At 63.2% G+C, this 26114-nt stretch carries 27 protein-coding genes, 1 pseudogene and 1 riboswitch; of the genes and pseudogenes, 10 read left to right on the forward strand and 18 right to left on the reverse strand.

Going from position 1 to position 26114, the window contains the following annotated elements:
* Positions 1 to 346 precede the first annotated feature (346 nt).
* From FJ527_RS13485 to FJ527_RS13495, 3 genes are all read left to right on the forward strand, one after another.
* Positions 347 to 907: an invasion associated locus B family protein gene (locus FJ527_RS13485; RefSeq protein ID WP_140661414.1), complete on the forward strand. Its 561-nt coding sequence runs from the start codon at positions 347 to 349 to the stop codon at positions 905 to 907.
* 171 nt (positions 908 to 1078) lie between these two features.
* Positions 1079 to 2491: a metalloprotease TldD gene (gene tldD / locus FJ527_RS13490; RefSeq protein WP_140823324.1), complete on the forward strand. Its 1413-nt coding sequence runs from the start codon at positions 1079 to 1081 to the stop codon at positions 2489 to 2491.
* Between the two features lie 235 nt (positions 2492 to 2726).
* A complete protein-coding gene (locus FJ527_RS13495; RefSeq protein ID WP_181166351.1) occupies positions 2727 to 3410 on the forward strand; it encodes a transglutaminase-like cysteine peptidase in 684 nt (227 codons plus the stop codon).
* Positions 3411 to 3629: 219 nt separating this feature from the next.
* Here FJ527_RS13495 and FJ527_RS13500 read toward each other — a convergent pair whose 3' ends face one another.
* Positions 3630 to 4874 carry a class I SAM-dependent RNA methyltransferase gene (locus tag FJ527_RS13500; RefSeq protein WP_140823325.1) on the reverse strand — a complete coding sequence of 415 codons (1245 nt, stop codon included), beginning with the start codon at positions 4872 to 4874 and terminating at the stop codon, positions 3630 to 3632.
* Complete coding sequence (locus tag FJ527_RS13505; protein WP_015318802.1) at positions 4871 to 5635, reverse strand: TlyA family RNA methyltransferase; 765 nt, start codon at positions 5633 to 5635, stop codon at positions 4871 to 4873. The genes FJ527_RS13500 and FJ527_RS13505 overlap by 4 nt, the downstream gene beginning before the upstream one ends.
* A gap of 174 nt (positions 5636 to 5809) precedes the next feature.
* Between FJ527_RS13505 and FJ527_RS13510 the strand changes: the two genes are divergently transcribed.
* A complete protein-coding gene (locus FJ527_RS13510) occupies positions 5810 to 6211 on the forward strand; it encodes a GFA family protein (RefSeq protein ID WP_140617295.1) in 402 nt (133 codons plus the stop codon).
* Here FJ527_RS13510 and FJ527_RS13515 read toward each other — a convergent pair.
* The 6 genes from FJ527_RS13515 to FJ527_RS13540 form a co-directional block, all read right to left on the reverse strand.
* Positions 6208 to 6501 carry a hypothetical protein gene (locus tag FJ527_RS13515; RefSeq protein ID WP_140823326.1) on the reverse strand — a complete coding sequence of 98 codons (294 nt, stop codon included), beginning with the start codon at positions 6499 to 6501 and terminating at the stop codon, positions 6208 to 6210. The genes FJ527_RS13510 and FJ527_RS13515 overlap by 4 nt on opposite strands.
* 148 nt (positions 6502 to 6649) lie before the next feature.
* Positions 6650 to 8587, reverse strand: coding sequence for a 1-deoxy-D-xylulose-5-phosphate synthase (gene dxs / locus FJ527_RS13520; protein ID WP_015318805.1), 1938 nt, complete (start codon positions 8585 to 8587; stop codon positions 6650 to 6652).
* A gap of 75 nt (positions 8588 to 8662) precedes the next feature.
* Complete coding sequence (locus FJ527_RS13525; protein WP_140823327.1) at positions 8663 to 9583, reverse strand: pirin family protein; 921 nt, start codon at positions 9581 to 9583, stop codon at positions 8663 to 8665.
* Between the two features lie 39 nt (positions 9584 to 9622).
* Positions 9623 to 9889, reverse strand: coding sequence for a DUF2277 domain-containing protein (locus FJ527_RS13530; RefSeq protein WP_015318807.1), 267 nt, complete (start codon positions 9887 to 9889; stop codon positions 9623 to 9625).
* 92 nt (positions 9890 to 9981) lie between these two features.
* Positions 9982 to 10233 carry an exodeoxyribonuclease VII small subunit gene (locus tag FJ527_RS13535; RefSeq protein ID WP_015318808.1) on the reverse strand — a complete coding sequence of 84 codons (252 nt, stop codon included), beginning with the start codon at positions 10231 to 10233 and terminating at the stop codon, positions 9982 to 9984.
* 3 nt (positions 10234 to 10236) lie between these two features.
* A complete protein-coding gene (locus FJ527_RS13540; protein ID WP_140661419.1) occupies positions 10237 to 11163 on the reverse strand; it encodes a histone deacetylase family protein in 927 nt (308 codons plus the stop codon).
* Between the two features lie 178 nt (positions 11164 to 11341).
* A riboswitch (cobalamin riboswitch) is annotated at positions 11342 to 11524 on the forward strand.
* Between the two features lie 71 nt (positions 11525 to 11595).
* Between FJ527_RS13540 and bluB the strand changes: the two are divergent.
* A pseudogene (bluB, locus tag FJ527_RS29600) lies at positions 11596 to 12201 on the forward strand (5,6-dimethylbenzimidazole synthase); the annotation flags it as partial.
* Between the two features lie 116 nt (positions 12202 to 12317).
* Here bluB and FJ527_RS13550 read toward each other — a convergent pair.
* Both FJ527_RS13550 and FJ527_RS13555 read right to left on the reverse strand, forming a co-directional pair.
* Complete coding sequence (locus FJ527_RS13550; RefSeq protein WP_015318811.1) at positions 12318 to 13301, reverse strand: hypothetical protein; 984 nt, start codon at positions 13299 to 13301, stop codon at positions 12318 to 12320.
* Between the two features lie 90 nt (positions 13302 to 13391).
* Positions 13392 to 14000, reverse strand: coding sequence for a TetR/AcrR family transcriptional regulator (locus tag FJ527_RS13555; protein WP_140823329.1), 609 nt, complete (start codon positions 13998 to 14000; stop codon positions 13392 to 13394).
* 120 nt (positions 14001 to 14120) lie between these two features.
* On the opposite strand from FJ527_RS13555, the gene FJ527_RS13560 reads away from it, so the two are divergent.
* Positions 14121 to 15341 (forward strand): MFS transporter, encoded by a 1221-nt coding sequence (locus tag FJ527_RS13560; protein WP_140823330.1) that lies wholly within the window; start codon positions 14121 to 14123, stop codon positions 15339 to 15341.
* Positions 15342 to 15360: 19 nt separating this feature from the next.
* On the opposite strand, the gene ribB is transcribed toward FJ527_RS13560, so the two are convergent.
* Positions 15361 to 16461, reverse strand: coding sequence for a 3,4-dihydroxy-2-butanone-4-phosphate synthase (ribB, locus tag FJ527_RS13565; protein WP_140661422.1), 1101 nt, complete (start codon positions 16459 to 16461; stop codon positions 15361 to 15363).
* Positions 16462 to 16570: 109 nt separating this feature from the next.
* Positions 16571 to 17677: a chorismate synthase gene (aroC, locus tag FJ527_RS13570; RefSeq protein ID WP_140823331.1), complete on the reverse strand. Its 1107-nt coding sequence runs from the start codon at positions 17675 to 17677 to the stop codon at positions 16571 to 16573.
* A gap of 183 nt (positions 17678 to 17860) precedes the next feature.
* Here aroC and FJ527_RS13575 point away from each other — a divergent pair, with 183 nt between their 5' ends.
* A complete protein-coding gene (locus FJ527_RS13575) occupies positions 17861 to 18124 on the forward strand; it encodes a DUF1344 domain-containing protein (RefSeq protein ID WP_015318816.1) in 264 nt (87 codons plus the stop codon).
* Positions 18125 to 18145: 21 nt separating this feature from the next.
* Here the strand turns inward: FJ527_RS13575 and FJ527_RS13580 are convergent, their stop codons facing one another.
* The 4 genes from FJ527_RS13580 to FJ527_RS13595 form a co-directional block, all read right to left on the reverse strand.
* On the reverse strand, positions 18146 to 18733 hold the full coding sequence (locus FJ527_RS13580) for a histidine phosphatase family protein (protein WP_015318817.1): 588 nt from the start codon (positions 18731 to 18733) through the stop codon (positions 18146 to 18148).
* 52 nt (positions 18734 to 18785) lie between these two features.
* Positions 18786 to 19604, reverse strand: a complete 819-nt coding sequence (gene fabI / locus FJ527_RS13585; RefSeq protein ID WP_015318818.1) for an enoyl-ACP reductase FabI — start codon at positions 19602 to 19604, stop codon at positions 18786 to 18788.
* Positions 19605 to 19709: 105 nt separating this feature from the next.
* Positions 19710 to 20642: a DnaJ C-terminal domain-containing protein gene (locus FJ527_RS13590; RefSeq protein WP_140823332.1), complete on the reverse strand. Its 933-nt coding sequence runs from the start codon at positions 20640 to 20642 to the stop codon at positions 19710 to 19712.
* Between the two features lie 99 nt (positions 20643 to 20741).
* Positions 20742 to 21203 carry an RT0821/Lpp0805 family surface protein gene (locus FJ527_RS13595; protein WP_015318820.1) on the reverse strand — a complete coding sequence of 154 codons (462 nt, stop codon included), beginning with the start codon at positions 21201 to 21203 and terminating at the stop codon, positions 20742 to 20744.
* Positions 21204 to 21243: 40 nt separating this feature from the next.
* Here FJ527_RS13595 and pdxH point away from each other — a divergent pair, with 40 nt between their 5' ends.
* Positions 21244 to 21861 carry a pyridoxamine 5'-phosphate oxidase gene (gene pdxH / locus FJ527_RS13600; protein WP_140617306.1) on the forward strand — a complete coding sequence of 206 codons (618 nt, stop codon included), beginning with the start codon at positions 21244 to 21246 and terminating at the stop codon, positions 21859 to 21861.
* A gap of 8 nt (positions 21862 to 21869) precedes the next feature.
* Here pdxH and FJ527_RS13605 read toward each other — a convergent pair whose 3' ends face one another.
* Both FJ527_RS13605 and FJ527_RS13610 read right to left on the reverse strand, forming a co-directional pair.
* Complete coding sequence (locus FJ527_RS13605; protein WP_015318822.1) at positions 21870 to 22622, reverse strand: crotonase/enoyl-CoA hydratase family protein; 753 nt, start codon at positions 22620 to 22622, stop codon at positions 21870 to 21872.
* A 19-nt stretch (positions 22623 to 22641) separates the two neighbouring features.
* Entirely contained in the window at positions 22642 to 24411 is a 1770-nt protein-coding gene (locus tag FJ527_RS13610; protein WP_140823333.1) for an acyl-CoA dehydrogenase family protein, read from the reverse strand.
* Positions 24412 to 24622: 211 nt separating this feature from the next.
* Between FJ527_RS13610 and FJ527_RS13615 the strand changes: the two genes are divergently transcribed.
* Together FJ527_RS13615 and FJ527_RS13620 are read left to right on the forward strand one after the other, a co-directional pair.
* Positions 24623 to 24859, forward strand: coding sequence for a hypothetical protein (locus FJ527_RS13615; RefSeq protein ID WP_140823334.1), 237 nt, complete (start codon positions 24623 to 24625; stop codon positions 24857 to 24859).
* 140 nt (positions 24860 to 24999) lie between these two features.
* Positions 25000 to 26109 (forward strand): glycoside hydrolase family 25 protein, encoded by a 1110-nt coding sequence (locus tag FJ527_RS13620; protein WP_140823536.1) that lies wholly within the window; start codon positions 25000 to 25002, stop codon positions 26107 to 26109.
* Positions 26110 to 26114 lie beyond the last annotated feature (5 nt).

Here is a 26114-nt window from a genome sequence, read left to right on the forward strand (position 1 = left end):
GTGCCCGCGAGAATAACGAACAATGCCGGGACGGGAATCCCGGACAGTCTCAAGCTGGTTCAAACCATACTCTTTTTCCCTCCGCAAGAAAGGAGCGGTCGAAACCGTGCGGCATTTTTGCGCGCAAGCTGACGTGGCTCTTCCGGGGCAATGGCCGTAGTGGCGAATCGCGTATGTTCGGCGGGCCGCACGCCTTGTGCCGGCGACACCCGCAAAGCGTCGTAATTCAGGCGAATTTGGCAGGGAAAAGCGCCGCATTGCCTTTTTAGGGACAGTCCGGCCACGGTCTCGTCCTTTACTTGGCATTGGCGCGGCTTAAAGTGCCGTGATTCGCAATGGAGCCGTCATGAACTCTTGGCTTTCGAGACTGAGGCATACGCGACTGGGCCTTTCGAGAACCCTGGCAAACGCCGTGTTTCTCGCGGTCCTGTGCGCGGCCGGTCTGTCCGTCCCTGGCAAGGCCAATGCTGCTCAGCCAAGCGGCACGGTGCGCTCGACCCATGGCGCATGGTCGATCATCTGCGACACGCCGGCCGGCGCCACCTCGGAACAATGCGTGATGATGCAGAACGTCGTCGCCGAGGATCGTCCGGAGATGGGGCTTTCGGTCGTCGTGCTGCGCACCGCCGACAACAAGGCCGAGATCCTGCGCGTGCTGGCGCCGCTCGGCGTGCTGTTGCCGAACGGCCTCGGGCTCAACGTCGACGGCAAGGACATTGGCCGCGCCTATTTCGTGCGCTGCTTCCAGGACGGCTGTTATGCCGAGGTCATTCTCGAAAAGCCGCTGCTCGACACGCTGAAGACCGGGACGTCGGCAACATTCATCGTTTTCCAGACCCCGGAAGAGGGTATCGGCATTCCCGTCGACCTCAAGGGTTTCGCCGAAGGCTTCGCCGCTCTGCCCTGATCGCGGCTTCACGCTGTACCAGCCTGGACGCGGCTTTTGCCGACCCCAGACGCATGCCTTGTGTTTAGCGAACGAAATCATTCGTCGGCGCCGATTCGTCATTGCCGATTGTGTGGGCGCGGCTTCACGCCTACATCGGGGGAAAGCAAACATCCCACGGACGGACGCGCCATGAACAGCCTGATCGGCCAATTCGACATTTCAGACGACCGCATCAAGCAGATCGTCGCTGACACCATCAAGGGCGCGGACGACGGCGAGCTTTTCCTCGAATACAGCGAGAGCGAAGCGCTGATGTTCGACAATGGCAAGCTGAAGACCGCCAATTTCAACACCGACCAGGGCTTTGGCCTGCGGGCCGTCGCCGGCGAGGCCAGCGGCTACGCTCATTCCAGCGACCTGTCCGAGGCGTCGCTGCTGCGCGCGGCCGAAGCCGTCTCGACCGTCAAGGGTGGCTATTCCGGCACGCTTGCGGCAGCCCCCGCCCGTACCAACCGCCATCTCTACGGCGACGAGAACCCGATCCCCTCGCCTTCCTTCGAGGCCAAGGCGAAGCTGCTGCAAGAAATCGACGCCTGGCTGCGCGCCGAGGATCCACGCGTGCGCCAGGTAACGGCCTCGATCGCCGCATCCTGGCAGCATGTCGAGATCGTTCGTGCCGACGGCCAGATAGTGCGCGATATCAGGCCGATGGTCCGCGTCAACGTCTCGGTCGTCGTCGGCGAAGGCGACCGCCAGGAAAGCGGCTCCTATGGCATGGGCGGGCGCAAGGCATTCGGCGAATTCCTGATCGAGGATAGTTGGAAGCACGCCGCCAGCGAGGCACTCCGGCAAGCGGTGGTCAACCTGGAGGCAATCCCGGCCCCGGCAGGCACTTTCGACATCGTGCTATCCAATGGCTGGCCGGGCGTGATGCTGCACGAAGCCGTCGGTCATGGTCTTGAAGGCGATTTCAACCGCAAGAAGACGTCGGCGTTCGCCGGCCTGATGGGGCAGCAGGTGGCCGCCAAGGGGGTGACGGTCGTCGACGACGGCACCATCCCAGAGCGGCGCGGCTCACTCACCGTCGACGACGAAGGCACGCCTTCGGCCCGCAACGTCTTGATCGAGGACGGCAAACTGGTCGGCTACATGCAGGACCGGCAGAATGCCCGGCTGATGGGCATGAAAGCCACCGGCAATGGCCGGCGAGAAGGCTATGCGCACCAGCCGATGCCGCGCATGACCAACACTTACATGACCTCAGGCGACATGGAACCGGACGAAATCATCGCCTCCGTCAAGAACGGCATCTACGCCGTGTCCTTCGGCGGTGGCCAGGTCGACATCACGTCGGGCAAATTCGTGTTCGGCTGCACCGAGGCCTACATGATCGAGAACGGCAAGGTGACGCAGCCAATCAAAGGCGCGATGCTGATCGGCAACGGGCCTGATGCCATGCACCGCGTCTCGATGGTCGGCAACGACATGAAGCTCGACAACGGCATCGGCATGTGCGGCAAGGCCGGCCAGGGCGTACCCGTCGGCGTTGGCCAGCCGCATCTCAGGATGAACCAGATGACGGTCGGCGGCACGCGGGTTTGAAACTCGGTGCCGTTCCGGTGTCATCACCCGCCGTGACGTTTCCGGATGCAGGCGCCCTCCACCATGCCCATTGTCATCCTGACAGGGGCCGGCCTGACAGGGACCGGCTTTTCGGCGGCTGGGACCTTGAAGTGGACACAATCCACATTAACAAATTATTAGGTCTTTGACTGCCTGGGCTGCCTCTCGCGCACGAACGCAGCACCAGTTCCTCGTTGCGGTGGTGGTTTTGGCAATGCGGCACTCCCCCGTCCTGGCTCTCCTGCTTGGCTTTGTTTCGTTGATTGGTGCGGCATCGCTGCTGGCCAGTCCGGCGTCGGCCCAGTCGACTTTGTTCAAGTCGCGATCGACCCAATCTTCCATGGATGGGTCGCGCTCTGCCTCCGTGGGTGGAAGCACCAGCGTCCCCTACGGTTGGATCGATTTCTGTCATCGCCGCCCAAAAGAGTGCAAGGTGCCGGCTCTGCCGGCCGCGAATGTCAAGCTGACAGCGCGGACCTTCCGCATCCTCAAGCGGATAAATCAGAAGGCGAACAGCGCCATCAAACCCGTCAGCAATTTCGATCACTGGGGCACGATGGCGGACCATTGGGATTATCCGGTTGACGGCAAAGGCGATTGCAAGATCTACGCACTCTACAAACGCAAGCTCCTTCAAGAGGCTGGATTTCCCCGACAAGCGCTGTTGATGACGGTCGTGCGCGATCTCAACAATGAGGGCCACACCATCCTGACGGTGAAAACCGATAAAGGCGATCTTGTCCTCGACAATATGGTCGACCAAATCAGGCCCTGGAATGCAACCGGCTACTACTTCCTGAAACGTCAATCGCAGCAGAATCCGAATGTCTGGCAGTCGGTCAACCAGCGAGGCGGCACGCCGAAAACCTTCGCGAATACTGCAAAGCTCGTAGATTGAGCCTGGACCGTACGGTTCAGGCATTACAGGCGTTCGGCGGCTTTTTTAGAGCGGTTCGGTGTTTGATAGAATCGCTGAACCGCTCTCTCTTCATTTCGACGCAATTCCGGACGGAAAACCGCTACCCATTCTTCCTGGAGTCGCTTTAACCGGAGGATCCCGCAGCAGCGCTTGGGAAGCGCGGTTTTCTGTGGCCTCAGCAGTCTCAACGAACCGTGCTCAGCCGCGCCTCCTCCTCGGTTTCTCCAGCAAGGCGACCGCCTCGACATGTGGCGACCACAGGAACTGATCGATTGGCGTCACGCTGTTCAGCATATAGCCGCCGTCGATGAGAATGCGCAGGTCGCGGGCCAGCGTCACCGGGTTGCAGGACACCGCGGCAACGTATGGAACATCCGAGCGGGCGATCTGCTTCGACTGATCTTCGGCGCCGGCGCGCGGCGGATCGAAGACAAGGCCGTCGAAGGCGTTCAACTCCTTGAAGGTCAGTGGCCGGCGAAACAGGTCGCGTCGTTCGCCCGTCACCCGCTTGAGGCCGGTCGCGAAACGTGATCCCCGGTCGAGCGCCGAAAGCGCGGCCGCGTCGCCTTCGACCGCATGGACTTCCGATTTCGTCGCCAGCCGCAAGGCAAAGCTGCCGCAACCGGCAAAGAGATCGGCAATTTTTTTTGCACGCTTCAGATGTCCGCCGACGATCTCGGCCATGGTCCGTTCGGCGGCCTCCGTCGCCTGCAGAAAGGTGCCGGGCGGCACGGCGACCGCAACACTGCCGAACATGACCACGGGCTTCCTTGGCTCGATGACGATCTCGTCATCGATGGACAGCCTGGCAAAGCCTTGCGCAATGACAAAGTTGGAGGCGATACGGCGCTGGTGTTCGCCGAGCTTGCCTGACTCGTGCACCGCGATGTCGAGACCGGAACCCGTAACGGTGACCGCCATCCGGAACGATTTGGTGGTGGCGCATATCAATTCGGCCAGCGCCCTCAGCTGGCCGAGTGCCGCGACGATCTCGGGCAGTGAGATCGGGCATTCGGATATGGAGATGATCTCGGGCGACAGATGGCGATTGAAGCCGAGCAGCATGCCTGCGTCCGTGCGCCGGGCGGCAAGCACGACGCGGCGGCGCGACTGCGGCGCGCAGGCGACCAGTTCGCCAATCTCGCACTCGATGCCCTTGCCCTTCAATGCGTGCACCACCTTTTCGCGTTTCCATCGACGATAGGCTTCGGTCTCGAAATGCTGGAGGGCACAGCCGCCGCATTCGGTGAAATGGCGGCAGGCTGGTTCGACGCGCAGCGGAGAGGCTTCCAGCACCGCCATCAGCGTGGCGCGATCCCGCTCGCGCGCGGCGGTGACGATCTCGCCTGGCAGCGTGAAGGGAATGAACAGATCGCCGCTCTCGGTTTCGGCGATGCCGTCGCCCTGCGATCCGAGCTTTCGTATTGTGAAGCGTACGCTCATCGGTCCTTGATCCCACCGAGCAGGAATTCGCGATTGCCGTCGCCACCTTCGATCGGCGACAGATGCAGGCCAAGCGAGCGCCAGCCAGGGATGGCATCCAGCCAATCCTGCAGCAGGCCCGCGACACGGGCGGCATCGAAGGGATCCTTCAACAAACCGCCCTTGCCGATCGCCTCGCGACCGGCCTCGAATTGCGGCTTGACCAGAAAGATCGCACCGGCGCCGGGCTTGGCAATGGCGAGTGCCGGCGGCAGCGCCAGTTTCAGCGAGATGAAACTGACGTCGGAAACGATGAAATCCGGATTGCGGCCGGCAAGATCGGCAACGGTGAGATCGCGCGCGTTCAGGCCCTCGATCACCGTCACGCGCGGATCACCACCGACATCAGGATGCATCTGGCCATGCCCGACATCGATTGCCGTGACATGGGACGCGCCGCGTTCGAGCAGCACCTGGGTGAAACCGCCGGTCGAGGCGCCGATGTCGAGGGCCTCGCGACCGGCCGGGTCGAGGCTGAAATGGTCGAGCCCGGCGATCAGCTTGAGCGCGGCGCGCGAGACATAGGCTTGCGCCGGATCGTCGATGGCGACAACGCATTGCGGCGAAACGTTCTGGCCGGGCTTGCGGGCTATGGCGCCGTCGACCGTCACCGTGCCGCGCTCCACCGCGTCGCGGGCGCGCGAGCGGCTGGCAAACAGCCCGCGCTGGACGAGCAGGTCGTCGAGCCGCTGGCGTGTGCTGGCTGGCAGAGGCGAGTTCATCGGCCTTCTCTGACGAAAGCCCGCAGTGAAGGCAAGGACATTAGATGGACCAAAGTGATCCTACGAGAGCGGCTGGTGCATCGAACCAGGCCGCGGCTTGCGCCCATCATGCCGGGTCCGGCAGAATATTGGCCACGAAGAGCCCTCTGTTTGTCGCAACTCGAAGGAGAACGAATGCTGACGGGAACCTGCCACTGTGGCGCCGCCCACTGGACGCTGGAGGGCGACCCCGGCCCGGTGACGGCCTGCAACTGCACGCTTTGCCGCCGCTATGGCACGCTCTGGGCCTATGATTATGTCGACGAACGCATTCGCGTTTCGGGGCCAATGGGCAGCTATACGCGCGCCGGACAGGAAGACCCGTCGCTCGAGATCCTGTTCTGCCCGCGTTGCGCCTGCGTGCTCGGCTGGCGCGGACTGCGCGCCAGCGCCTCGGGTCGAAGACGCATGGCCGTCAATGTCCGGCTGGCGCCCCCCGAGGCCGTCGCCGATCTGCCGATCGACCATTTCGATGGCCTCGACACTTACGACGATCTGCCGCGCGACGGCCGCTGCGTACGCGACATGTGGTTTTAGAAGATGGTTCGCGGAGCCTGGCGCTCGATGGCTGGAGACAAACCGTCGTCTCGACCGCCTGAAGCCTGCTCACGCGCATGCCCGGTCGCAACAGGTGATACAGGCGAAGGATCCGACGGCACCACAAGCTGCGGAATTTGCTTGTAGGAAAAGCCGCCGCGGATATCGCCCATCTTGCCGGCGACAATGCCTATCGCCGCCTTTTCGAGATTGCGGTCGTAGGGCGTTTCGGCGGCAGCCGGTACGACCATCACCGCCAAGAAGGCCGCGCCGCACAGAAGCGTCTTCATTCTCGTTGTCTCCCTGCCTGGCTGTGATCTAGCAGGGCGGCGTTGAAAAACGGCCAAGGGACAGGGTAAGCAAAACGCCAAACGGCAACGTTAACAATGCCTTATAAAATCGAGCCGGCAAACTGATTCAAGCTGTTGAGGTTTTGATTCAGGCGCGCTGGGCGCGGACCGTATGACCGAGCGCGGTGAATACGGTGCGCACGATTCCGGCGACGTCGAGGCCAGCATCGGCATACATCTTCTCTGGCTTGGCGTGGTCGGTGAAGTCATCCGGCAGCACCAGCGGGCGTACCTTCAGGCCGCTTTCGAGCAGTCCTTCATGGGCGAGGAATTGCAGCACATGGCTGGCGAAGCCGCCAATTGCGCCCTCCTCCACCGTCACCAGAACCTCATGCGAGCGGGCCAGCCGCCGGATCAGATCCTGGTCGAGCGGCTTGGCGAAACGGGCATCGGCGACCGTGGTGGAAAGCCCGGCCGCGCCGAGTTCCTCGGCCGCGATGAGGCAATCCTGCAGCCTTGTGCCGAAGGACAGGAGGGCAACCTTGCTGCCTTCCCGGACGACGCGGCCTTTGCCGATCTCCAGAACAGAGCCGCGCTCGGGCATGTCGACGCCGACGCCGTTGCCGCGCGGATAGCGGAAGGCGATCGGCCCGTCGTCATAGCTGGCGGCGGTGCGCACCATGTGACGCAATTCCGCCTCGTCGGCCGCGGCCATTACGACAAAGCCCGGCAGGCTTGCCAGGAAGGTGGTGTCGAACGCGCCGCAATGGGTGGCACCGTCGGCGCCGACAAAGCCGGCGCGATCGATGGGGAAACGCACCGGCAGTTTCTGGATCGCGACGTCATGGACGACCTGATCGTAGGCACGCTGCAGGAAGGTCGAATAGATCGCGGCGAAGGGCTTGTAGCCTTCCGTCGCCAGGCCGGCGGCGAAGGTCACCGCATGCTGCTCGGCAATGCCGACGTCGAAAGTCCTTGACGGAAACACCTCGCCGAACAGGTCGAGGCCGGTGCCGCCCGGCATGGCGGCGGTGACGGCGACGATGCGGTCGTCCTCGCGGCCCTCCTGGATCAGGCTTTCGGCAAACACCTTGGTGTAGGCCGGTGCATTGGCCGGCGCCTTGGCCTGTGCGCCGGTGATGACGTCGAATTTGTTGACGCCATGATACTTGTCGGCGGCCGCTTCCGCCGGCGCGTAGCCCTTGCCCTTCTGGGTGACGACATGGATCAGCACCGGACCCTTGCCGTTGTCACGGACATTTTTCAGGACCGGGATGAGATGCTCCAGATTGTGACCGTCAATCGGGCCGATGTGATAGAAGCCGAGTTCCTCGAACAAGGTGCCGCCGGTGACGTAACCGCGCGCATGCTCGACCGCGCGGGTGATGGCTCGATCGGCTCGCTTGCCGAGATAGGAGGTCAGCTTCTTGCCGAAGTCGCGCAGGCCGACATAGGCCTTGCCGGAAGCCAGACGCGCCAGATAGGCGCTCATGGCGCCGGTTGGCGGGGCGATCGACATGTCATTGTCGTTGAGGATGACGATGAGGCGCGCATCGAGCGCGCCGGCATTGTTCATCGCCTCATAAGCCATGCCGGCCGACATGGCGCCGTCGCCGATGACGGAAATGACATTGTTGCGGCCACCTGAGAGGTCGCGGGCGGCGGCCATGCCGAGGCCGGCCGATATCGATGTCGAGGAATGGGCGGCGCCGAACGGGTCATATTCGCTCTCGGCTCGGCGGGTGAAGCCCGACAACCCGCCTTCCTGGCGCAAGGTGCGGATGCGGTCGCGACGGCCGGTCAGTATCTTGTGTGGATAGGCCTGGTGGCCGACATCCCAGATCAGCCGGTCATCGGGTGTGTTGAAGACATAGTGCAGCGCCACGGTCAGTTCGACCACGCCCAGCCCGGCTCCGAGATGGCCGCCGGTGCGCGACACCGCGTCGATCAGTTCGAGGCGAAGCTCTGATGCCAGTTGCGGCAAGTCGCTCTCGGCCAGCGTGCGCAGGTCGGCCGGGACGCGAACCCTATCGAGAAGCGGCGTATGCGGCGTTGCGTTCACGTTGGGCCCAGACTTTCTGTTCATCGGCGGGATAGGCCGCCGGCCGGCGAAAGTAAATGCGTGTCGCTGACGCGGACGGTCAGCCCCTCACCGATCTTCTCAGCCTTCCGGCAGCGGGATGAATTCTTTCTCATCGCCAGGAACGATATCGAAGCGGCCGGTCTTCCATTCCTGCTTGGCCTGCTCGATGCGCTCCTTGGACGAGGAAACGAAATTCCACCAGATGTAGCGCTTCGAACCGAGAGACGCGCCGCCGAACAGCATGAAATGCGCACCCGTCGATGACGATATGACGATCTCGTCGCCGGGCCGGAACACCAGCAGCCGTTCCGCTGGAAAGACATCACCCGAAATCGAGACCTCGCCCTCCAGCGTGTAGATGGCGCGCTCCTCGGCATCGGGCGGGATTTTGACGCTGGCGCCGGGCGCCAGCCGCAAATCTGCATAGAGTGTCTCGGAATCGGCCCGCACCGGAGACCGCAAACCCTGGAAATCACCGATGACGACGCGGCCGCTGACGCCTTCGGCGTCGATTTCGGGAAGCCGCAGCGCCGCTGTGTTCTCGAACACCGGCGCCACCTCTTCCTTGCCGTCCGGCAGAGCCAACCAGGTCTGCAGGCCGGAGATCGACATCGGCGCGCCGCGCAATTCCTGCGGCGTGCGTTCGGAGTGGACGATGCCGCGACCGGCCGTCATCAGGTTCACGTCGCCGGGTTGAATGACCATTTCGGTGCCGAGCGAATCGCGGTGCCTGATCTTGCCGTCGAACAGATAGGTCACGGTCGACAGGCCGATATGCGGGTGGGGACGGACATCGAGCGCCTGGCCCGCGCGCATGATCGCGGGACCCATTCGATCGAAGAAGATGAACGGCCCGACCAGGCGCCGCTTGGCGGTCGGCAAGGCGCGACGCACCTCGAAACCGCCAATGTCCTTGGCGTTAGGGATAACCATCAGCTCGATCTGGTCGCTGGCGAAGGCATCGCCGGCCTCAGGGTCCTTGCCGGGGAAGAAGCTCATGAACTCTCCTCGTCAGCGGTCAGTGGGCGCTTGGGCATATCAGGCGAACCGGATCGCCGCTTTTGCTTTTAATTTGGCTGCCACCTCTTCGCGATTGCGCGGATGCTGGTGGGTTTCGAGGGAATCGAGCAATTCGCGTGCGGATGCCGCGATGGCTTCGACGGCATGATCGAACGCATGCTGGTTCTTGGCAGAAGGCCGCGTCGTGCCGCTCAGCTTGCGGACAAACTGCAGTGCCGCGTCGCGGACTTCGTCGTTGGTTGCCGGCGGATCAAAATTGAACAGGGTCTTGATGTTTCTGCACATCGCTTCCGTATCTCCTCTTGTCCGTTTCAATCGGGACGAACTGTATCCTCAATGATGATCGTGTCCAAAAACCGGTAAGGCTGCTCCGGACCTCAGTCCGCGTCGAGCGGCTCGGTTCCAACCGGCTTGCCGTCGCGCGACAGCCTGATCTTCTCGACCTTGTCCTCGGCGGCCTTCAGCAGCCGGTCGCAATGAACCTTCAGCGCCTCGCCGCGCTCGTAAATCCGGATCGACTGGTCGAGCGGTACGTCGCCACGCTCCAGATCATCGACGATCTTCTCCAGTGCGTCGAGTGCCTGTTCAAAGCTCATCGCCTTGACGTCTTCGTTGATCTCACCGGTCATCATTCATCCTTTCATCAGTCGCCCGACATGGGCGGCGACCGAAAATGCCAATCCCTGCAGATCGTAGCCGCCCTCGAGCAGGCTGACGAGCCGGTTACCGCCGTGGATTGCGGCGCGCTGCATCAGCTGGCCGGTCGCCCAGTCGAAATCGTCCTCGGTCAGATTGATTTCCGCCAGCGGGTCGCGATGGTGCGCGTCGAAGCCGGCCGAAACGATAATCAGATCCGGCGCGAAATTGTCGAGTGCCGGCAGCACGCGCGACAGGAACGCATCGCGAAACACCTCGCTGCCCGTCCGAGGCGCCAGCGGCGCATTGACGATGTTGCCGGCGCCGGTCTCACTCTTCGCGCCCGTGCCGGGATAAAGCGGCATCTGGTGCGTCGAGCAATAGAGCACCGAGGGATCGTCCCAAAAAATATCCTGCGTGCCGTTGCCGTGGTGCACGTCCCAGTCGACGACCGCGACACGCTCGGCGCCGTGCTTCTTCTGCGCATGGCGCGCTGCGATTGCCGCCGTGTTAAAGAAGCAGAAACCCATGGCCGTGGTCTTTTCGGCATGGTGGCCGGGCGGACGGGCGGCGACGAAAACGTTGTCGGCGCGGCCCGCAAAGACGTCGTCGACGGCAGCATTGGCGGCACCGATCGCCGTAATCACCGCTTGCCAGCTTTTCGGGCTGGCGGTGGTGTCGGCGTCGATGCGGGCAATGCCTTCGTCGGGGATGGCGGCGCGGACACGCGCGACGAAATCGGCGGGATGCGCGTAGAGGATGGTCGCCTCGTCGCCGTGCGGTGCCTCGACGCGGTCAAGCGTGGCAAAAGCTTCGTCGTCGAGCACGCGCTCGATGGCGCGCAGGCGGTCGGGCCGCTCGGGGTGACCGGGCGGCGTGATGTGTTCGAGAAAGATCGGGTGCGTGTAGAGACGGGTGGCCATGCCCCCTATCTAGTGCCCCGGCGTCGTGATGGCCATGCGTTGCGGCTTGATCGCTGGGGAAAATCGAACCTGCGTCCATTCATGTCGCTGCGGGCATTGGCGGCGCCGGCCCTTCGGCGTAAGGTCGCAACCACTGCCTGGTGCCCGCCGGGCTGTTTGTTTTAGCCGCATTTTGCGACGCCAAGTGATTCCACTTGGCTGCAAATGCCCTGGCGGGAGAATCGGGAACACGGTTGAACTCCGTGGCGTGCCCAACGCTGTGAGGGGGACCGCGCCGGTAAATGCCACTGTCGATGACGGGAAGGCACCGGACGCGGGTTGATCCCGAGCCAGAAGACCGGCCTGGCAGGCATCGTCATCCGCATGGTCAGGCGGATGACATCGATTGCAATCGCAAGGGGACAAGCGATGCCGGAAGCTATGACCACTCCAATGGGCGATGGATTTGACCAGATTGCGCGCGACGCTGTTTACCGCGCCATCTTCACGCGGCGCGACGTCCGCAGCCATTTTACATCGGAGGCCATCGACGACGAGGTGCTGGCGCGGCTGCTGCTTGCCGCCCACCACGCGCCATCGGTCGGCTTCATGCAACCTTGGAATTTCATCGTCATTCGCGATGCCGCGCGGCGGGCGGAAGTGCGCGACCTGTTCCTGGCCGCGCGAGAACGGGAACTGCCTGAAATCGAGGCAGAACGGCAGGCGCTCTACCGCAAGCTTAAGCTGGAAGGCATTTGCGAAAGCGCGCTCAACATCTGCATCACCTGCGACCGCGAGCGCTCGAAAGGCTCGCCGCTGGGGCGCTGGCACAATCCGGAGATGGATCTCTACAGCACGGTCTGCGCCGTGCAGAATTTCTGGCTGGCGGCACGCGCCGAGGGCGTCGGCGTCGGCTGGGTCAGCATCATCGAGGCGCAAGCGCTGAAAAGCTTGCTGGCCATTCCCGATCAAGTGACGCCGATCGCCTATCTCTGCGTCGGCCGCGTTTCCGAATTCGCACCGAAGCCGGATCTCGAAACACACGGCTGGGGCCGGCGGCTGCCGTTGCCCGAGCTTATCATGAGCGAGACTTTTCGCGGACAAGGCGAAGCGCCGCTCAAATCAGCAGTGGCGCGCCTCGGTACCGCCGCCGGTGCGCCCGCGAGCCTAGCCGATCAGCGCGTCGCGCCGGCCGTGCCCCAGCGCGAACCGCCGAAAGTGGAGAGCGCCTTGTCCTTGAGTTCCCTGAACTTCGACGAGGCTTCGGCCAGCCTGGCGTCCCAGGCGGCATCGGGCACCTGACCCTCGATGGTCTTGAAATAGACCTGCATCAGGCAGGCAATGGCGAACGGCTCAATGAAGGCCGCCTTGAAAGCCCAGGCAAAGACGATTGCCAGCACGAAAGCCCAGCCGGCGAGCTGCCCGGGCATGACGTAAAGAATAGCGGCTGCCGGAGCCAGCATCAGCAGGAAAATCACGAACGACACGCCCCACATGATGACCCCTAGCCAGACGGCATTCTTGACCATGGTCTTGCCGTTCTGGGCGTAGAGCACAACGCCTTGGCGCGCGGTTTCGAACGGCGAGGACGAACTGATGCGGATGTTGTAGCCGAGAATGATCTCGTCGACATAGGTCAGCGACAGGCGAATCACCGTGTTGAGGAACGAAACCAGGCCGCTCAGGCCAGGAATGGGCAGGAAGGCCGCGATGCCGCCGAGCAGGCCGGTGATGGCGCGTATGGCGCCCTTGACCAATTGGTCGACGACGAAAAGGATATTGGCCTCGGCAAAACGCTCGGTCACGACTTCTTTCGCGTAGGCGATCTGGTTCTGGCCGTGGGGAATATCATTGCCGTCGATCAGATGCACCATGACGGCGATATGGCCCGCCTTGACGACGTAGAGGATGTATTCGCGGATCCAGTAGACGGCGATCGAGACGATGCCGAAACCGACCACGCCACCCCACATCGCAAAAGACAATGGTCCGTCGGGATCGGTAGAAATATGGCCGACGCCATAGCCGACGGAGGCGCCGGTGCCGGTGGCCACGATGTAGGCCAGCGTGATGCCGAAATAGACGATCATGCGAAAGACAATGAAAGGCCAGGTCCGCATCATGATGGACACCGACCTGCCGATATCGAAATCCCACATGCCCCGAATCTCCCCTCAGAGATGGCTGCGGAGGATGCGCTCAAACCGGCTATTGTCAATTGCAGGCAGTGGCGGGACTGCCATGGTGGTTCATCTTGAAAGCGCTTCCGGCTTTTTCAGCAGGCCTTCGAGCAATTGCTTGAACGCGGCCACCACCATCTTCGATGTCGTTTCGGGATCTTGCGAATTGGCGATGCGCTGCGCGGCCTGGCTGCTCGCCCCATTGATCAGCCGCGCTGCCGACTCCGGGTCGACGCCGGGGACGACCACCCCTTCCCGCTGCAGCGCTGTCAGATGATCGGTCATTGAACCGACGCAGGCATTGGCATTCGACCACAGTGCCGGATCGCCCAGCACAGCCGGACCATCCCGGAACATGATGCGCTGGATTTCCGGCTCCAGCGCCATTTCGATATAGGTGGTGCATTCGTCGACGAAATGCTGCCAGCGGGTCGGCGCCCGCGACGCGACCTCATTCACCCGGGCCGCCATTTCCGCGTCGATTTCGGCGATAACCGCCTCAAGCAGTCCCTTCTTGTCGCCGAAGTGATGGTAAAGGGCGCCGCGCGTCAGCCCGGCCGACGCGGTGAAATCATCCATCGACGCTTCGGCATAGCCGATGGTGCCGAAAGCCTGGCGCGCCGCGGCGATCAGCTTGGCGCGTGTCTCGGCGATCATCTCCTTGCGCGGTCGATGCATGCTTCTGGCCTTACTTACATACGCTCCGTATGCCAATTGACATACGCGACGTATGCTCTATTTAACACTTATACGTCTCGTATGTAATTGTCGAATCGCCCCTTGTCGAGGAACAGGATCATGCAAAACCCCTATTCGGAAATCTTTCGCGCTCCCGGAGCCACGGGCTTTGCCGCCGCCGGCTTCATGGCGCGCCTGCCGATCGCCATGGCGCCGATCGGCATCGTGGCGATGCTGTCGCAGACGCGTGGCGAATACTGGCTGGCGGGTGCGGTTTCGGCGACATTCGCCTTGGCCAATGCCTTCCTGGCGCCGCAAATATCGAGGTTGGTCGACCGCCTCGGCCAGACGCGGGTTGTCGTACCCACCACCATCATCTCCGTGCTCGCATTCGCGGCCCTGATCGCATCGGCCAATCAAGACTGGCCGGTATGGACGCTGTTCGCGTCGGCGCTGCTGGCCGCGGCAATGCCAAGCATGCCGGCCATGGTGCGGGCGCGCTGGACCGAGATTTTCCGGGGCCGGTCCGAGATGAACACCGCCTTCGCCTTCGAGTCGGCGGCGGACGAACTGGTCTATATCGCCGGCGCATCGCTATCTGTGGGCCTCAGCGCCGCGCTGTTCCCGGAAGCGGGCGTGCTCGTCAGCACGCTGTTCCTCGCCTTGGGCTCGACAGCCTTCATTCTGCAGCGTTCGACCGAGCCGCAAGTGCGGCCGGTGGACCATGGCTCCAGCGGCTCGGCAATCCGCCTGGGGCCGGTCCAAATCATCACCTTCGCCATGATCTTCATCGGCGCGACCTTCGCGACGACGGAGGTGAGCACGGTGGCGATCACCAAGGAACTCGGCCAGCCGGGCACTGCCAGTCTCGTCATCGGCGTCTATGCGCTGGGCTCCTTCGTGCTCGGCATCATCATCGGCGCGCTCAACCTGAAAGCACCGCTGCAGCGCCTGCTCGCCATCGCGGTTGCCTTGGTCGCGCTCGGCACACTGCTGCCGCTTACCGCCAGCACCGTGCCAGCGCTCGCGCTGACCGTCTTCATCAGTGGCGTGGCGATCTCGCCGACCTTCATCACCGCCTTCGGCCTGATCGAGCGGCATGTCCCGGAAGCGATGCTGACCGAAGGCATCACCTGGGTAACCACCGGGATCGGCATCGGCATGGCGCTGGGCTCCTTCGCCGCCGGCGCCGTGGTGGATGCATTCGGCGCCCAGAACGGATTCTGGGTCTCGGTGACGTCAGGCGCTATCGCGCTGATCACGGTGCTGCTCGGCCAGCGCAGCCTCGCCACCCACGAATGCGAGTTGGAAGGATGTGAGGCGGCAATCCCGGCCGAGTGACAGACAGGGTTTGTCGAGCTCAGATGATCTCGGTCTTGGCGATGTGAATGCCAAAACCCTCGAGGCCGACATAGTGGCGTTCGCGCGAGGCGATCAGGTTGATCGAGGAAATGCCGAGGTCCTTCAGGATCTGGGCGCCGAGACCGATCTCGCGCCATTCGCTCTCGCGCCGGCGCGCCTCTTCATGGTCCTCGCGGTCGCCTGGCGCCGGCCGGTTGCGCTCCTGGTGGGCAACGCCGACCGAGCCTTCCCTGAGATAGACGATGACGCCGCGCTTGCGCTCGCCCATCGCCTTCATGATGCCGTCGAGCCGGTGGCTGGTGCCAAAGACATCGGTCACCACATCTTCCGAATGCAGCCGCACCGGCACCTCCTCGCCGTCGCGGATGTCGCCGAAGACGATGGCGACGTGATGCATCGTGTCCCAGGGCAGCGTGTAGGTGAAGACCTGCGCCTTGCCACCCAGCGTCTCGATGTCGGAGCAAGCGACGCGCTCGACCAGGGTCTCCTTGCGCTGCCGGTAAGCGATGAGGTCGGCGACCGATACCTGCTTGAGGCCATGCTCCTCCGCGAAAGCCGCCACCTGCGGGCCGCGCTTGACGGTGCCGTCATCGTTGACCAGTTCCGAGATCACGCCGATCGGCGGCAGGCCGGCAAGCTTGCACAAATCGACCGCCGCCTCGGTATGACCCGAGCGCATCAAGACGCCGCCCTCGCGCGCGATGAGCGGGAAGATGTGGCCAGGGCGGACGAAATCGGAGGCACCGACATTGCCGTTGGCGAGGTTACGCACGGTCAGCGTGCGGTCGTCGGCCGAAATGCCTGTCGTCGTGCCATGCTTGAAGTCGACGCTGACGGTGAAGGCGGTGGTGTGGGCCGAATCATTGTCGGCCACCATCGGCGCGAGATTCAGCCGCTTAGCCTCCTCGCGCGGCATCGGCGTGCAGACGATGCCCGACGTGTTGCGAACGATGAAGGCCATCTTCTCCGGCGTGCAATGGACGGCCGCGACGATCAGGTCGCCCTCGTTCTCGCGCCCGTCATCGTCCATGACGACGACGATCTCGCCGCGTTCGAAGGCGCGGATGGCTTCGACAATCTTCTTCTGGTCGTACGGCATGGAACGCTCGCTTTGCTCGCAGGGCAGTAGGGGAATAGGGCAGTAAGGCAGTAGGGGAAAGGAAAATCCTGGCTGTTTCGGCAGGCTGCGTACCTACTGCCTTACTGCCCTATTCCCCTCCCTTCCCTGTCTGTCCTCGATGCCGCAGATAGTGGTCGGCAATGGCGCAGGCAACCATGGCCTCGCCGATCGGCACGGCTCGGATGCCGACGCAAGGATCGTGGCGACCCTTGGTCATCACTTCGACATCCCTGCCGTCCTTGTCGATCGATTTGCGCGGCGTCAGGATCGACGAAGTCGGCTTCACCGCAAAACGGGCGACGATCGCCTGGCCCGTCGAGATGCCGCCCAGGATGCCGCCGGCGTTGTTGGACAGGAACACCGGCTTGCCGTCATTGCCCATGCGCATCTCGTCGGCATTCTGTTCGCCGGTGATGCGGGCGGCCTCGAAACCATTGCCGATCTCGACGCCCTTGACGGCGTTGATCGACATCAGGCCGGATGCGATGTCCTGGTCGAGCTTGGCGTAGATCGGCGCGCCGAGGCCGGCAGGCACACCGTCGGCGACGATCTCGATCATCGCGCCGACCGAGGAACCGGCCTTGCGGATGCCGTCGAGGTACCGCGTGAAAACAGGAATCGAAGCCGGATCCGGCGTGAAGAACGGGTTCTCGGCATCGCCGATGAAATTCCAGTTCCAGTTGGCGCGGTCGATGGACTTTTCGCCCATCGACACGAGCGCGCCGCGCACCACCATGCCCGGCACCACCTTGCGGGCGAGCGCGCCGGCAGCGACCCTGGCAGCGGTCTCGCGCGCCGAGGAGCGGCCGCCGCCGCGATAATCGCGTATGCCGTATTTGACGTCGTAGGTGTAGTCGGCATGGCCCGGCCGGAACTGGCGGGCGATCTCGCCATAGTCCTTCGAGCGTTGATCGACATTCTCGATCAACATCGACACCGGCGTGCCGGTGGTGATCATCGTCGCGCCGTCCTCGTCGAGGACGAAGCCTGAGAGGATCTTCACCTCGTCCGGCTCGCGGCGCTGCGTGACGAAGCGCGACTGGCCCGGGCGGCGCTTGTCGAGTTCGACCTGGATTTCATCGCGCGTGAAACGGATGCCCGGCGGACAACCATCGACCACGCAGCCGAGCGCCGCGCCATGGCTCTCGCCCCAGGTGGTGACGCGGAAAAGATGGCCGAACGTGTTGTGAGACATGGAAAGTGCCCTGCCCGGCATCGAAACCGGCTGAAGCCAGCCTTCTATTGGCGTTTTCCACAGTGGTCAAACTGTGATCCGACGGATTTAGTTTTGACACATTCGGTTGGTTTCTGCTCTCCTCCATTCGCCGTTGAGGATCCGCCGCCACCCAGGCCGGCGCAATGACCAAAGAGGACGATGATGCGTACCCTGATTGGCGCTGTTGCCGCCACGCTGCTGCTCTCCACCGCCGCCTTTGCCGGGCAGACCGAAGGCCTGATCAAGAAGATCGACAAGGATGCGCTGACGCTGACGCTGGACGACGGCAAATCCTACAAGCTGAACGCCGAAACCGATCTCGATGCGCTGAAGCCGGGGATGGACATCGTCATTGCTTACGATGTGACTGATGGCGAAAACGTCGTCACCGACATGCAGCTGCCGGGTGACAGCGACACGAACTAGGAGTTGGCGTCACCGGCGTCCCTAAAGCCACTCCAGGCTCCTGCCTTCAAGTTTGAGCACGCGATCCTGCGGTATCTCCAGGTTCGCGGCCTCGTCCTCGGGCATATCAAGCACGAAGCGAAACAGGGTGCGCATGACGCCCCCGTGCGTCACGCAAATCGTCTGCCCCCGAAGTTCACCGAAGCATGGCTTCACCCGTTCGAGCAGCATCTGGTAACTCTCCGCGCCTTCACCTGGCGGCTGAAAATTCCACTTGTCCAGCGCGCGGGATCGGCTCGCGCCGGGCGACTGCCTCTCAAGCTCGGCGAAGGTAAAACTCTGCCAATCGCCGAAATTGACTTCAATCAGTCTGATATCGGTTCGATAGGCGAGCGGATCGAGCCTCATGGCGGCGCGGATGCGTTCCATCGTTTCGCGCGTGCGTCTCATCGGACTGGCGACGAAGTCGAATTCCTGGGGAGCGCCGACGAGTTCGGCCAGCCGATGCCCGTTTGCGCTCGCCTGTTCGCGGCCGAGAGCATTGAGATCGGTATCGGCCTGGCCCTGAAGCCGGAACTCGGCATTCCACGCGGTCTGGCCGTGGCGCACGATATAAACCAGCGGGTACATCAGCTCTTCCGGAGATCGGGCCAGGGCCTGGAAGGAGGAAAGGCGGGGAGACCTAATCCTTGACCGTCGAAATATCTGGAGCGTCGACCGCTTTCATGCCGACGACGTGGTAGCCGGAATCGACATGGTGCACTTCGCCGGTGACGCCACGCGACAGGTCGGACAGGAAATAGACGCCGGAATCGCCGACCTCTTCCTGCGTGACCGTCTGCTTCAGCGGCGAATTGTATTCGTTCCACTTCAGGATGTAGCGGAAGTCGCCGATGCCGGAGGCGGCAAGCGTCTTGATCGGGCCGGCAGAGATCGCGTTGACGCGGATCTTCTTGGCCCCGAGATCGACGGCGAGGTAACGCACGCTGGCCTCGAGTGCGGCCTTGGCGACGCCCATGACGTTGTAATGAGGCATGACCTTCTCGGCGCCGTAATAGGTCAGCGTCAGCAGCGAACCACCCTCGGTCATCAGCGCTTCGGCGCGCTTGGCGATGGTGGTGAAGGAATAGACTGAAATGTCCATGGTGCGGAGGAAATTGTCGCGCGTCGTCTCGACATAGCGGCCGGTCAGCTCGTCCTTATCGGAAAAGGCAATGGCGTGCACGAGGAAGTCGAGCTTGCCCCAATGCTTGGCGACATTGGCGAAGACCTCGTCCAGGCTCGCCGGATCGGTTACGTCGCAATGGCCGGCGACAAAGGCGCCCAGTTCCGCCGCCAGCGGCTCGACGCGCTTCTTGAAGGCTTCGCCCTGATAGGTCAGCGCTATCTCGGCGCCGTGATCGACGCAGGCTTTGGCAATGCCATAAGCGATCGACCTGTTGTTGGCGACGCCAAGAATCAGGCCGCGCTTGCCGGCCATCAGGCCCTGTCCACCCGCCATATGCGTGTTCTCCGCAAGATATCTGCTTTGTGGAGTGCCTATCGCACAGGCATACAGCCCCTTCAAGCGTTCAAAGCGGACAGTTCGGGGGACAAAAGCTCTCGATCAGCCTTTTTGGCCGCGCAACAGCGATTCCAGCGCGCTGTCGCCGCCTTCCGGCAGCATGATGCGCACATGGGCATAGAGATCGCCATGGCCGCCGGCTTTCTCCGGCAAGCCCCTGCCCTTGAGCCGCAGGACCTTGTCCGAGCTCGACCAGGCGGGAACGTTGACCGCGAGCCTGCCGGTCGGCGTCTCGACCGGCACCTTGGCGCCCAGCACCGCATCAGCCAGCGAAACCGGCAGGTCGGCGTGCAGGTCACGGCGTTCGATGCGGTAACGAGGATGCCGGCGGATATGGATCTTGACCAGTGCGTCTCCGGGTTGACCCGGTCCCTGCTCGCCCTGGCCTTTCAGCCGGATGGTCTGGCCATCCTCGACATAGGCCGGCAGCTTGACCGCAACCTTGCGGCCATCCGGGAACATCGCCGTCACCTTCTCGGCATTGGCCGCTTCCTCGATGGTGACGTCGAGCGTGACGTTCAGGTCGGCTGCTGTCGCCGCCTGGCGGCGGTCGCCCGCGCCTGGCCCGCGCGCGCCTGAAAAGGCATCGCCGAAGATCTGGCTGAAGATATCGCTGTTGCCGTCGAATGGATCGCCGCCCGGACGGCCCGAACGGAACTCGAATCGCGAGCCTCCGGCGCCCTGTTGCTGGCGGCGGAACCCGGCAAAGGGGTCGCCACCGCCGGCCGCACCTTCAAAACCCTGGAAACGCGGCTTGCCGTCGGCGTCGATCTCGCCACGATCGAAAGCCGCACGGCTCTTCTCGTCGCCGATGACCTCATAGGCCTGATTGGCCGCGGCAAAACGGTCCTTCGCCTTGGGATCATTCGGATTCTGGTCCGGATGATGCTTCTTGGCGAGTTTCCGGTACGCCGATTTTATGTCCTTGGCCGATGCGTTCTTTGCAACGCCCAGCACCTCATAGGGGTCGCGCATACTTCCTGCCCTGGAAATGAGTTGAGTCCATACTTGCCCCTATATGCGCTCGCATAGGAAGAAATTCCAGTAGCGGACCTTCATATCGACGGCGGAAAATCAGAGTGCCTTGAAGCCCTGCATGCGCCAGCCGCCGGCACCGGCAAGACAGAGTTCGCCTTGGAACATGGCAACGCCGTCAAAGCTTTCGCGCGAAACCTTGAAGCGGCGGCAGGTCTGGCCGCTGTCCTTCAATTCCGCCAGTTCGGTGATGGAGCCGCGCGAGCCGGTGCCGGTGTTCGCCCACGGCACCGCCTGGCCGCCGAGTTGCTCGATATCGGCGGACGATACCGCATTGCCGATCGTCGTCTGGTCGGAGTCGCGATCCGAATCGGCCGGCTTGGGCGAAGCCGATGTGCTGCTGGTCAGGATCGAGCGGTCGACTTCGGCCTTTTCCAGGCTGAAGCCACCTGCACCGCAGGCCGCGAGCGGCAGGGCGACTGCCACGATCGCCGCTTTCGTGCTGGCTGAAGCGATAACGCCCCATTGCCTGCTGTCAAAAGCTTGCGCGATACGCGACAATCGGCAACCTCCCTGGTCTCGTGACAATTTGAGAAAAACTATGAGTGACACAGAGTTAACAAGCAGTGACTTTACCGAGGCGGCCGAGCCGTTTCGCCTCTTTGCCGCATGGCTGGACGACGCTACCAAGAGCGAAATCAACGATGCCAATGGCGTGGCATTGGCGACCGTCGATGCCGAGGGCATGCCGGACGTAAGGATGGTGCTGCTCAAGGGGTTCGATGAAAGCGGCTTTGTGTTCTACACGAATTTCGAGAGCGCCAAGGGCCAGGAGATTCTTGGCAGCATGAAGGCGGCGATGTGTTTCCATTGGAAATCGCTGCGCCGCCAGGTGCGCATTCGCGGTCCGGTGGAGCTCGTCAGCGATGCGGAAGCCGACAGCTATTACGCCACACGGCCACGCGGCAGCCGCATCGGCGCCTGGGCGTCGAAGCAATCGCGCCCGCTGGAAAGCCGCTTCGCGCTGGAAAAGGCGGTCGCAGAATACACGGCGCGTTATGCCATCGGCGAAATCCCGCGACCGAAACATTGGTCGGGCTTCCGGATCGTGCCGAAGACGATCGAATTCTGGCACGACCGGCCGTTCCGGCTGCATGACCGCGTGGTCTTTTCACGCAACGCGGCAGGCGGCTGGGACAAGGCCAGGCTCTATCCCTGAAAAAACCTTCAGCCCTTTTTCCTGGTCATGAATGCCGTGAGAGCGGCGCGCGCCTCGTCGGATTTCAGCCGCTCGCGGAAATGCTCGCTCTCTATCCCGATGCGGGCAACCAGATCGTCGCGTGAGCCACGCATCAGGTCGCGCGCGATCTTGAGCGCTTGCGGTGGCTTGGCCGCGATCTGGCCGGCCGCTGCAAGCACCGAAGCCTCCAGCCCACCTTCCTCGACCACCTCGTAGATCAGCCCGGCGGCCTTCGCGCGCTCGGCCGAAAAGCCCTCACCGAGACCGAGCAGGGCGAAAGCACCCTGCTGGCCCAGGATGCGGGGCGCCAAAAGGCTCGACCCTGCCTCGGGCACGAGGCCGAGATCGACGAAGGGGGTCCGAAACACGGTGCGCGGAGTGGCGAAAGTCAGGTCGCAGTGCAGGTTGATCGTGGTGCCGATGCCGACCGCGATACCGTCGACGCCGGACACGATGGGCTTTTCGACCCCGGCCAGGGCGATCAGGAAATCCCAGACTTCGGTGCCGCCATCGCCGCCGGTGGCCACGACCATGAAATCGGCAAGGTCGTTGCCGGAGGAAAAGGCGCCCGGCACGCCGAAAAAGACATGAACGCGGACCGCCGGATCGGCGTCGCCTTCGGCAAGGGCCGCCGACATTTTCGCATACATGGCACGCGTCAGCGCGTTCTTCTTGTCCGGCCGGTTCATGCGGATGATCTGGATGGCGCCCTGGCGGTCGACGAGGATGTGGTCTGTCACGGTGTTTTCCTTGTGAAGGTCAGGCGGAAATCAGTGCCTCGGCGGCAGCAGCCAGGCTGACGGCGCCATCGATGACGCGCTCCTTCAAAGCGCTGGCTTCGCCAAGCAGGTTCTCGGCGAAGAAGCGGCAAAGCGCGATGCGGCCCTGGTCGGCAAGAGCGGCCCGCGCCAGATAAGCGCCGCCGGCGGCAAGCGAGATCAGCCGGAGATACGGCGTGGCGCCAGCCAGCGCCTCCTCCGTCCGGCCCTCGGCCGACAATTTCTGCAGGAAACGCGTCGCTTGCGTCAAATCGGAGAGCGCCTGATCGAGAGTGTCGGCGGTGCGGCCAAAACCTTCGAGGTTCGACGTTCGCACCGCATTGGCGATACCGGCCAGTTCGTCGATGTAGCCATGCACATGCTCGCCGCCACCGAGCGGCAGTTTTCGGGTCACCAGGTCGATCGCCTGGATGCCGTTCGTGCCTTCATAGATCGGCGCGATGCGCGCGTCGCGATAGTACGCGGCCGCACCCGTTTCCTCGATGAAGCCCATGCCGCCATGCACCTGGACGCCGAGCGAGGCGACTTCCACGCCGACATCGGTCGAAAACGCCTTGGCGAGCGGAGTCAGCAAATTAGCACGGTCGCGCCAATGCATCGCCTCGCCGCCAGACGACACGCGCGCCATGTCGATGGCGTGGGCACAGGAATAACTGATCGACCGCGCGATCTGGGTTAGCGCCTTCATGGTCAGGAGATTGCGCTGCACGTCGGGGTGGTGGACGATCGGCGCCATGCCGGCGCCGGCGTAATCCGCCGCCTTGCCCTGGCGGCGTTCATTGGCATAGGCAATCGCCTTCTGGGTCGCTGCTTCCGCGACCGCGACGCCCTGCATCCCGACGGCGAGGCGGGCATTGTTCATCATGGTGAACATGCAGGCGAGGCCCTTGTTCTCCTCGCCGATCAGCCAGCCGATGGCGCCAGGCCTGGCGCCCTGAAAACCATCGCCATAGATCATGGTGCAGGTCGGCGAGGCATGGATGCCGAGCTTGTGCTCGAGGCCGGAACAGAAGACGTCGTTGCGCGCACCGAGCGAGCCATCGTCGCCGACCAGGAATTTCGGCACCAGGAACAGCGAGATGCCACGCGTTCCGGCCGGCGCATCGGGAAGCCGCGCCAGTACCAGATGGATGATGTTGTCGGTGAAATCGTGCTCGCCGTAAGTGATGAATATCTTCTGGCCGAAGAGGCGGTAGGTGCCGTCGCCGGCGGGCTCGGCGCGGGCGCGCAAGGCGGCGAGGTCCGATCCGGCCTGCGGCTCGGTCAGGTTCATGGTGCCCATCCATTCGCCGGAGACGAGCTTTGCCAGATATGTCGCCTTGAGTTCCTCGGAAGCGTGCTTGTCGAGCGCCTCGACCGCGCCCATGGTCAGCGTCGGGCCGATGCCGAAGGCCATGGCGGCGGAGTTCCACATTTCGAGTGCGGCGACGCCGAGCATGGTCGGCAGCGCCTGGCCGCCATACTCTTCCGGCCCGGAGAGCGCATTCCAGCCGCCTTCGATCCAGCGGCGATAGAGTTCCTTCCACCCCGGCGGGGTGGTGACCGCGCCATCGCCGAGCACGGCGCCATGCTCGTCGCCGATTTTATAAAGGGGGGCCACCTCCTCGGAGGCGAAACGGCCCGCCTCGCCGAGGACGGCGTCGACCAGATCCTCGCTGAGGTCTCCGAACGCTCCCGTATCGATGGCGGATTTCATGCCGGCCACATGCTTCAGGGTGAACGCGATATCCTCGACCGGTGCCCGATACATGCCGCTCGATCCTCCCTTATGCATCGGCCTCGCCGACCCTAGGGCCAGTGCGCCGCAAAACCATCCGCCTTTGGGCGGTCTCCCATCGCCTTTTTACGTAAACGTCAAATTTTGTCACGCTGATTTTGCAATCAGGCGGGGCTGTATTAAATTCGACAGATAGCCGGACCAAATCGACCGGCGACGGAAAACCAGCGACCGGAAGATTCTCATGCTTGCCAGACCTGACGCCTATCGCTGCATCGAATGCGGTTTGCCCTATCGGGCAACCGGGTTTTCCTATTATCACGGCGACCTGGGAAATGGTGCCGCCTACTGGTCGGAGCGCGGCATATTGTGCTCGCCGCGATGCTCGCTTGCCCACCACCGCAAACGCGCCGCCGAAGGTACGCTGCAACAGGGGCCCGCGCCCGACCCGTTCGAAGTTCAACCGTTCAGCCGGCGCTAGCTTATCCCGCACCAGGGTTCGAGAAGCACTTTCTTAACCATAGCGGTCCAGGATTTGCCTTTGATCAACGGGGGTTCCCTGTTTTGAAAAGGACGGCGCGCCTCCTTCGCCGCACGGCGCTTCTCGCTTTCGCGGCAGCGATTGTGCTGGGCACGGCGGCAAAGGCTTCGGACTTCTCCGAGCCGTGGAAGAGCGCTGACCGCGCGCTCGTCATCGACGCCTACGAATACAATTCCATCGACTGGGCCCAGCTTGCCACCGACAAGCGCATCGTCGCCTTCATCAACAAGGCTTCCGACGGCATGCCGCCGCCCTATTTCTGTTTCGGCGGCGACACTGACGTGAAACTGTGCAAGGCACTGTGGAAACGCCACGCGGTGACGCGCGAATTGTTCCAGACACGCAGGGTCGTGGCCAAGGCGCTCGGCATGAAATGGGGCGCCTATCATCTCGCGCGTCCCGGCAATCCGGTCGAACAGGCCAATAATTTCCTCGATTTCGCCGACCCCGCACCGGACGACCTCATGGCCCTCGACATCGAGGGCATCGATCCCTCGCAATGGATGTCGCTCGACGATGCCGAGGAGTTCGCCCGCCAGGTGCATCGGCGTATCGGCCGCTTCCCGGTGCTCTACACCAACGGCAAGACCGCCCAATATATCGCCGACAACCTCTACAAATACCGGCTTTTGTCGCGGCTGCCGCTTTGGTACGCGCGCTATAAGCCTGACATCGACGTGCATTTTCCGATGGGCAACTGGCAGGGCTACGCGCTCTGGCAGTTCTCGGCGCAGGCCAATTGCGGCCGCTTCCGTTGCCCCTACAGGGTTGCCGGCACACCCGACAACATCGACGTCAACGTGGCGCCCACGGATGCCGTCACTCTGCGCCAGCAATGGCCTTTCGGTGGCCTGATCGACGTGCCTGCCGATTATCTTGCCAGCGTGCCAGTGCCGCTCTCGCGGGAAGCCGCGCTCGCCGGCAAGGCCACCATCATTTATGCCGATGTGGCGACGCCGCCGACCTTCGAGGAAATGGTCGCCGTGCTTGGTTCGCGCTGGTCAAAATTTCGCGACGGGTTCCGCATGCCAGTCGTGAAGATGGTCCCGCGACGGCCGGGGTTCGGCATTGTCCAATATGTGGCCTGGAAGCGGGGCGGGCAGCGTTCCCCCGAACAGCTTGACGCCGCCTTTGCCGCGGCCGACCCGGTCAGCACCGCTTCGACAACCCTCGACCGAAGTCAGCAATAGCCGCC

The organism is Mesorhizobium sp. B2-4-18 (genome assembly GCF_006441385.1).
Taxonomy (GTDB): Bacteria; Pseudomonadota; Alphaproteobacteria; order Rhizobiales; family Rhizobiaceae; genus Mesorhizobium; species Mesorhizobium australicum.